Genomic DNA, 7,200 nt, shown 5'->3' on the forward strand with positions numbered 1-7,200 from the left:
TAATTAAACTCGAACCTCGAACAACTACCCATTTAGGATCTCCATTAAATAAACTCGCGGCAAGTATATGTTTTACTCTATAACACACAAGAATTTTTTTGTAATTTTTTATTAACAAAATTCCAGCTTAAAATCACAGCTCTTTGACTACCACAGTTTTCGCCATTTTGTCATGCCAGCCTTGTTTTTTAGGATCAAATGCCACCCAAATAAGACCAATACAAAATACTAAGATGGATGGAATATATCCAATATAACGAATGATGGATTGCATCAAAGTTAACTTATTACCCGTTTTTTCATCGAGAACTTTTAAACGCATAAGGCGTTTACCTGGTGTACCTGCAAAGTAGAGCCAACATAAAACGGTATATAAAAATGGAAAAGCATAATTTACAATCAGATCAAACCAATAGTTTTGCGGTTTACTACTCATTCCTGTCGCAAATATCAGATCATAATCTCCACGATAAAAAACCCATGCAGCTGGAATAATTGCTAAAAAGAGAATAAGTGTATCAATAATCATTGCACCAAATCGTAACCAGAACCCTGCATATTCGTATTTATAGCTCATGCGTACACCTCTGTTTTGTTATCGTTTGCCTTATACTAAAGAGACAACTTCATTTTACTTTAATCCTAAAGGAAATCTTTTTATTTTTAAATACTTGAAATAATTTTTAATTTTCTATTTTACTTAGAATTGTAATAAATACTGTTGAGACCAATAAATTATAACATAATATATAATATTTAAGTATTTTATATACACCTCACTCTAGATGAGGTGGTTTAATTATTTTTATTGAATAATATATAACGGCTGATTATTTCCAAAACAAAACATCAATTTTAAATTCTTTCTTCAATAGTAATGCAGCACAGATTAGTCCTAAACCAATAATTATCAAAAAGAAGCTTAAAGTTAATACACCTCCTAGTATAGATAAAACACCTAGAATAGTAAGTAGATAAAATAAAATTATAATTAACTTAAACATTTAGTTTATTCAACCATTTACGATAAAATCAACTCATTCTAGCGCTTTTAGCAATAAATACTGTTCTCAAATGTTGAATACACACCTTCTTTGTATTAACTCAAAAACAATATGTTAATAATTCTTGCTAAATGTTAATAATAAAAAATAAACTGTGACAAATATCACAGTTATAATTTATTTAACTTCAAAATAGTGCTTTTCAGTAATAAGTTTTATTTTCAGATTTTTATATAAACGATCTTTTGAATTTTCCAGTGAAGGCACTACTTTTTCAGCAAACTTATCGTCAGCCATAAGTCTTGCATAAGTTTTATATCCAATTACTAATTTTTCCGGTTCTTTACCTGTTTGGCGAAATTCTTCAATAAGTTTACTTACTTTCTTTGCTGTTAAATCTGCCATTCTTATACTCCCCCACTCAATATACTATTTGGTTATACGAGTTCTGTATGACAAAAATATGAAAAGTAATTTATTGTAAAGTTCATCTAAAAAATAAAATTTTCACTCTACCCTATATCGATCAAGCAATGTCATTTTAAAAGCAATAAAAATCAATTATATATTTCATTTTTATTTAATTTAATGACAACTTAATTGAATTGATTTCTACCTTTAAACAAATGTGTTAATCTTTAAGTAAGAAAAGCTTCATACATATAACAACTTGTAAATAAGAGGAATAACATTATGAATTATCAACATATTATTGTACCTGTGGATGGTTCCGAGATTTCTTTGGCAGCAGCCCGACAAGCTGCCCATATTGCTAAAGCTTTTGGTAGTAAACTTACAGCAATTAGTCTTGTTGCAGTAGATCCATTTAGTGGTGTTGATTTTTATTACATCTCTCCTGTTGTAAAAGATTATTTTGTTGAAGCGCGTGCGAATGCTGAAAAAAACGCTTGCCAAGGTAAAAGCCTTATGTGCTGAAGAAGGCGTTGATATTGATACACAAATTATTCAAGGTGAAATCTCATCTGATGGCATTTTAAAAGCTGTAGAAGACTTAAAATCAGACCTGATCGTTATTGGTTCTCATGGTCGCAAAGGTTTCCAAAAACTTATTTTAGGTAGTTTTGCACAAGATGTTCTAAACAGCACTAAAATCCAAGTTTTGGTAGTAAAAGAATAATTGCTTAGTCAAATAAAAGCCTAATCAGTTGATTAGGCTTTTCTACGTAAAAAAAGCATAAGTTTTACACAGCTTAAAAACCGTTATAAACTATTAGTCTCTTTCCCCCTCTATTTTGTGAGTCACGCCAATGAAGTAAGTCTTTTTTCTCATCAATTTTCTCTTTTTTGATGTGCAAAATAGACTATTTTTAGTGACTTAACGTCTTTATTTAAAGCTTAACTTTCCTATTTTGTACATCCTGTATTTATGAGGTTTTTTTATGACTCAGCAGGCATGTGTAGTATCGCAGCTCACTTTAGAATTTCCTTCAAAAGTGATGTTTAAAGAATTAAATTTTTCACTTGAGCATCATCAAGTATCAGCTTTAATTGGCCGCAATGGTCAAGGTAAGTCTTTACTTATGCAATTGCTCCAAGAGATTTCGCCCACCAAAGAAATGCACATTAGTGGTCAAATTACTTGGCTGTCTAAGCATGCATATTTAGCTCAATTAACGCGCCTTTCTTCATCCACCATTGCAGAAGCTTTAGAGATTGACCAACTTTATAAAGCTTTGCAAAGAGTAGAACAAGGCGAAGCTGAATTCGATGATTATGATTTATTAGAAGGCAATTGGGATCTCCCTTCTGTTTGGGAAGGCTTATTGCGATCGGCTCACTTACCAACCGATTTAAACTTTCCGGTGAAACAGTTAAGTGAAGGACAAAAAACCAAGTTAGCGTTAGCAGCATTATTTTTAAAAACCGATCACTATCTATTGCTTGATGAACCAAGTAACCATCTCGACCAAGATGCTAGACAGTGGTTAATTCATCACCTCAAGAAACATCCGGCGGGTGCTCTTATCATTAGCCATGATCTAACTTTGTTAAATGAAGTGGACCATATTTATCACTTAAATGAACATGGCTTACAGCAAACTACAGGAAACTATGAAATTTTTTATGAGCAATATCAAACACGAGTTGAGGCTTTAGAACAGTCTGTACATCAACATCAACGTGAAGTTAAGCACATGAAGCAGAAGCAACATGATGTTTTAATGAAAGCACAAAAACGTGAGCGTGCTGGCAACAAACTTCGTGATTCAAACTCACAAGCTAAAATTTTACTCGACTTTAAAAAAGAACAGGCTGGACAAAGTTTAGGAGCAATCCAGTCTCAACATCACCGTCAAATTGAGCAAAGCCAGCAGGATTTGAAAAATAAAAAATCACTTCTGGAAACTGTTAAACCTCAACAATTTATATTCCCCTCTTTTCAAAAACGTTCAGGAGAAATTCTTAGAGTTCATGACTTAAAACTCCACTATGGAACACAGCAACCCATCAATTTTGCCCTCAAAGCTTCTCAAAAAACTCACTTAGTTGGTCGTAATGGTGTCGGTAAATCAACCTTGCTTAAACAGATTGTTCAATCTGCTGTAGCGCCTACAGATGAAATTAGCCTGTTTGTAAATTGCTTCTATCTAGATCAGAACTTCAGCTTTTTGTTAGACCATCTCTCTGCTGTTGAGAATTTAAGAAATATTAATCCTGATATTTCTGAGTTAGAGTGGAGAAATCTATTAGGTCAGCTTAGGCTTCGAGGTGAAAAAGGGACTTATCCTTTAGCTCAACTGAGTGGTGGTGAGAAGTTAAAAGTCGCATTGTTAGGTTTAAGTCATGCAGAGACTATGCCTGAACTTTTATTACTCGATGAACCAGAAAATCATCTAGATATTGAATCAAGAGAGCTATTTGCAAATGCTATTTCTAGCTATGAAGGTGCTGTGTTATTAGTCTCTCATGATTTAGCTTTTGTTGAAAAGTGCGGAATTCATGAGTCAATTTATTTAAATTAATATTTTTTAATCTTATATAAAAGCTCTAATTATTAGAGCTTTTATATAGATGGTCTTAATTAGTATTTTATATTTTTATTATTTACTATTTGAAGATCTAAATTAAATGATACGGTTCTATTTTTTCGTGCACTATTTCTCATTTGATAAACTTGAATAATATAGTCACCATCAACGGGTAGTATTACTTCTCCTGAAGAGCCTGTAGTCGAGCCTACTAATAATGCCTTATCTTTGCCTGGCTTTTGACCTGGAGCAAAAACATTAATATAAGCTAAGTTGCTATAACTATTAATGTTAAATTTTAAAACCTGTCCACTTTTTGCAAAAACTCGATACCTTACATCATCATAGCCCTGAAATTTCCCTGTTAAAGTTGTTTGATCAGAACCTTTTAAAAAGCTTACTTTGGTTTCAACATTTCTAGCAACAACAGTTAATGGTAAAGTTGCAATTAATCCTGTTAATAATAAAATTTTAATATTTTTTTTCATTTTTAACCCTCAAAATTCTTTTAAATAATTATAAAAAAGATACTTTTTATTAAATTTTACTTTATGTATAAATTTGATGAGTAACGTTTGAGTTTGTAAGTCTTTTAATAGTTGTTCAAAAAATATATGTCATGAAACTTTAACTTGCCAGCTTATAAAAACCGCCTTAGAATCCGCGCAACGAATTTTTAGGAGCTTCATTGTGAGTACTTGCTCGATTGATAAGAATAAATCATCGACTCAGATTTAAGTATCCACTAAAGCCCACTGGCTCTCTTGTGGATTTAAGAGAGTCCTTCCCTTTTGCTTTATTTCTTATTTATCAGTTGTTTTAAAAAACAAGTAAATACTTACATATGCTCCTTGTTGTTTTGGAGTCATCCATGCTATTTCTTAATTTTAAAAAATCTATCGTTTTTTTTAGCACTTGCTTGGCATTTATTTGTAGCTATGCTGGACGACCAATGGTCGTTGATGATGCTTCTTTAGTCCCAGCCCATTCTTGTCAACTTGACTCATGGATGCAGAATAACCCTAAAGATAAGGAATATTGGGTTATTCCTTCTTGCAATATTGGTGGCAATTTTGAGTTTGGTGTAGGTTTGGGGCGTCATTTTTCTGATGAGGCAGGTAATATCACTTATACAACTGTTCAAGGGAAAACGCTTATAAAACCACTTGAGACCAATAACTGGGGAATTGGTGTTTCATTTTCTAGCCAAATTAATAACAACCACACTAGTGAAAAAGATTGGACTGTGAATGTGCCCTTAAGTATTTCTATGTTGGATGACCATTTCTTATTGCATACTAATGTGGGCTGGCTTAGAGAACACACCACTCACCGCGAGCAAACTACTTGGGGTGTGGGTACAGAAACATTCATTACGAAACCCTTAACGGTTACTGCTGAAGTGTATGGAAATGATCGAAGTGATTCATTTTATCAAACCGGTATTAAATATATGTTGTACAAAGAAAATATACAGTTCAACGCAAGTTACGGTAACCGTTTAAATCAGACTAAAGATGACTCATTTTTTTCAGTCGGTTTAGTGTTTGTGAGTAATCCATTTTTTAAATGAAAATAAAACTAAAAAAGCCCATCTATTGATGGGCTTTTTTAGTTTTATGAGTCTTTATCTAATGAGTGCGGCGTTGTGGTTTTATCTTGCTGTTTGGTATCGTTCTCGCCTTGGCATGCCGCAACAGAGACTGAAATAATTGCTGCTAAACCTAGGGTAGCTATAATTTTAGTCATATCTTACCTCATACAGTTTCCATTGATTAGGTTATAAATACTGACTATCCATATTACGATCAGCATAGGTTTATAGACTTTTTTGTACTTCTCGCATAGAAATGTAAATTAGAATGGAGCACACATAATTAAAGCATTGATAATTAAATAGCAGCAGTTTTAGAGATGAGAGGGATACTTAACTAGTTTTCGCTCATTACTTTAATTATCACTCTTAGAGGTAAGCTTTTGTTAATTGTAGGAAACACAAAAATCTAACCGATCATGCTGTTGCTTAAAGCATGTCCATGAATCTTTTTCAGGTGCTTCAATAATCTTTTTAGTTTTAAAATCACGATAATAAATAGTCGCATCTTTTAAATTCGATAAATTACTTCCCACAGAAATACATGAATCCTCATGAGAACAAATATTTGATTCTTTTATAAATACTTTGCTATTTGGAAAAGTTAATCTTTCAAAGTTAGAACTTAAGTTATTCGTAGAAGAGAGTAAGCAAGTCTCAGTACTATTTTTACCATTCACAATAAAACAGCTTTTATTGACTTCGAAAGGCTCTTGAGCGAATGTACCCGTAGCATAAGGCAATAAAAATAATGTAATAAGGCGCTTCATGTTCTTTCTCACTATGCAACATTTAGTCTAAAACTGCCTATAAATATTCAGACTACATCTAATTTAGCTGTCTATAATACCTCTATTAAGTTTAGTTAAATATTTACTATTTGATAAATTTTACAAAATATTTAAAATTAACTTATAGACTATGTTTTCATTTTAAAAACTATTCATCTAAAACCTTCCAATTTGTTCCAATCTGTGCCAAAGCTGGTAACTCATCACTATTAAAAACATTACAATTATCATCAACAGCAAATCGATAGATGGGTATTGAATCTGCTTGTGTTTTCTTAAAAAAACTGAAATCTTCGGTAATATGTATTAGGTCTGCCGACCGATTATTCCCGGCTATTTTGTTTACTCCTGCACCGGATGGTATATGTATGTAACTTTCACAAGTTATTTCAACACTGTTTCCATCCAAATCTTGATATGAACATTTCATGTTTCAGTCCTTCTATAATTTATATGTGTAGAAAAACTTAACATGCTATACAGATAAGTTATGGATTTTTTTATGATGGCGAATTCAAACATGAGGTGCGACAGTTTCAAAAGCCATATGATAATCAACAAGCTGAGCAAATTTCTCTAATGGTGTAAGCCAATCTAACGCCTTTCTAGGACGAGTATTCAGTGACATGGCAACTTGATTTAAATAATGCTGATCTGCCTGATTTAAATCAATCCCTTTAGGTAAATATTGCCTAATTAAACCATTCATATTTTCGCATGTGCCTTTTTGCCAAGGTGAATGTGGGTCACAGAAATATACATCTATGCCTAAATCTTCTTCGAGTATTTTATGTTCTGACATCTCGCGTCCACGGTCATAG

The 7,200-nt window shown here is 32.4% G+C and carries 10 protein-coding genes and 1 pseudogene; 3 read left to right on the top strand and 8 right to left on the bottom strand.

Annotated features, from left to right (window positions below; genetic code table 11):
* Nucleotides 1–133 precede the first annotated feature (133 nt).
* From J671_RS19645 to J671_RS19650, 3 genes are all read right to left on the bottom strand, one after another.
* On the bottom strand, nt 134–577 hold the full coding sequence (locus J671_RS19645) for an RDD family protein (RefSeq protein WP_002053613.1): 444 nt from the start codon (nt 575–577) through the stop codon (nt 134–136).
* 253 nt (nt 578–830) lie between these two features.
* A complete protein-coding gene (locus J671_RS26190) occupies nt 831–1,004 on the bottom strand; it encodes a hypothetical protein (protein WP_022575551.1) in 174 nt (57 codons plus the stop codon).
* Nucleotides 1,005–1,181: 177 nt separating this feature from the next.
* On the bottom strand, nt 1,182–1,409 hold the full coding sequence (locus tag J671_RS19650; RefSeq protein WP_000774578.1) for a hypothetical protein: 228 nt from the start codon (nt 1,407–1,409) through the stop codon (nt 1,182–1,184).
* A 288-nt stretch (nt 1,410–1,697) separates the two neighbouring features.
* On the opposite strand from J671_RS19650, the pseudogene J671_RS0104895 reads away from it, so the two are divergent.
* Nucleotides 1,698–2,142: pseudogene (locus J671_RS0104895) on the top strand (universal stress protein).
* A gap of 262 nt (nt 2,143–2,404) precedes the next feature.
* Entirely contained in the window at nt 2,405–3,988 is a 1,584-nt protein-coding gene (locus tag J671_RS19655) for an ATP-binding cassette domain-containing protein (protein WP_031983153.1), read from the top strand.
* A 59-nt stretch (nt 3,989–4,047) separates the two neighbouring features.
* Here J671_RS19655 and J671_RS19660 read toward each other — a convergent pair whose 3' ends face one another.
* Nucleotides 4,048–4,482, bottom strand: coding sequence for a hypothetical protein (locus J671_RS19660; RefSeq protein ID WP_031983154.1), 435 nt, complete (start codon nt 4,480–4,482; stop codon nt 4,048–4,050).
* A 383-nt stretch (nt 4,483–4,865) separates the two neighbouring features.
* Here J671_RS19660 and J671_RS19665 point away from each other — a divergent pair, with 383 nt between their 5' ends.
* Nucleotides 4,866–5,567, top strand: coding sequence for a hypothetical protein (locus tag J671_RS19665; RefSeq protein WP_031983155.1), 702 nt, complete (start codon nt 4,866–4,868; stop codon nt 5,565–5,567).
* A gap of 44 nt (nt 5,568–5,611) precedes the next feature.
* On the opposite strand, the gene J671_RS25375 is transcribed toward J671_RS19665, so the two are convergent.
* From J671_RS25375 to J671_RS25380, 4 genes are all read right to left on the bottom strand, one after another.
* Entirely contained in the window at nt 5,612–5,743 is a 132-nt protein-coding gene (locus J671_RS25375) for a hypothetical protein (protein WP_002048661.1), read from the bottom strand.
* Nucleotides 5,744–5,974: 231 nt separating this feature from the next.
* Nucleotides 5,975–6,358 carry a hypothetical protein gene (locus J671_RS19675; protein ID WP_031983157.1) on the bottom strand — a complete coding sequence of 128 codons (384 nt, stop codon included), beginning with the start codon at nt 6,356–6,358 and terminating at the stop codon, nt 5,975–5,977.
* Nucleotides 6,359–6,527: 169 nt separating this feature from the next.
* A complete protein-coding gene (locus tag J671_RS0104900; protein WP_004708208.1) occupies nt 6,528–6,809 on the bottom strand; it encodes a hypothetical protein in 282 nt (93 codons plus the stop codon).
* Between the two features lie 84 nt (nt 6,810–6,893).
* Nucleotides 6,894–7,200: IS30 family transposase (locus J671_RS25380; RefSeq protein WP_010591098.1), on the bottom strand; the 307-nt coding region annotated here is incomplete at its 5' end.

The sequence above is a fragment of the Acinetobacter sp. 1130196 genome, assembly GCF_000588095.1.
Lineage (GTDB): Bacteria > Pseudomonadota > Gammaproteobacteria > Pseudomonadales > Moraxellaceae > Acinetobacter > Acinetobacter nosocomialis.

Coding starts and splice junctions, on each gene's coding strand:
- J671_RS19645 (WP_002053613.1), bottom strand. CDS start 577: ATGAGCTATAAATACGAATATGCAGGGTTCTGGTTACGATTTGGTGCA.
- J671_RS26190 (WP_022575551.1), bottom strand. CDS start 1,004: ATGTTTAAGTTAATTATAATTTTATTTTATCTACTTACTATTCTAGGT.
- J671_RS19650 (WP_000774578.1), bottom strand. CDS start 1,409: ATGGCAGATTTAACAGCAAAGAAAGTAAGTAAACTTATTGAAGAATTT.
- J671_RS19655 (WP_031983153.1), top strand. CDS start 2,405: ATGACTCAGCAGGCATGTGTAGTATCGCAGCTCACTTTAGAATTTCCT.
- J671_RS19660 (WP_031983154.1), bottom strand. CDS start 4,482: ATGAAAAAAAATATTAAAATTTTATTATTAACAGGATTAATTGCAACT.
- J671_RS19665 (WP_031983155.1), top strand. CDS start 4,866: ATGCTATTTCTTAATTTTAAAAAATCTATCGTTTTTTTTAGCACTTGC.
- J671_RS25375 (WP_002048661.1), bottom strand. CDS start 5,743: ATGACTAAAATTATAGCTACCCTAGGTTTAGCAGCAATTATTTCAGTC.
- J671_RS19675 (WP_031983157.1), bottom strand. CDS start 6,358: ATGAAGCGCCTTATTACATTATTTTTATTGCCTTATGCTACGGGTACA.
- J671_RS0104900 (WP_004708208.1), bottom strand. CDS start 6,809: ATGAAATGTTCATATCAAGATTTGGATGGAAACAGTGTTGAAATAACT.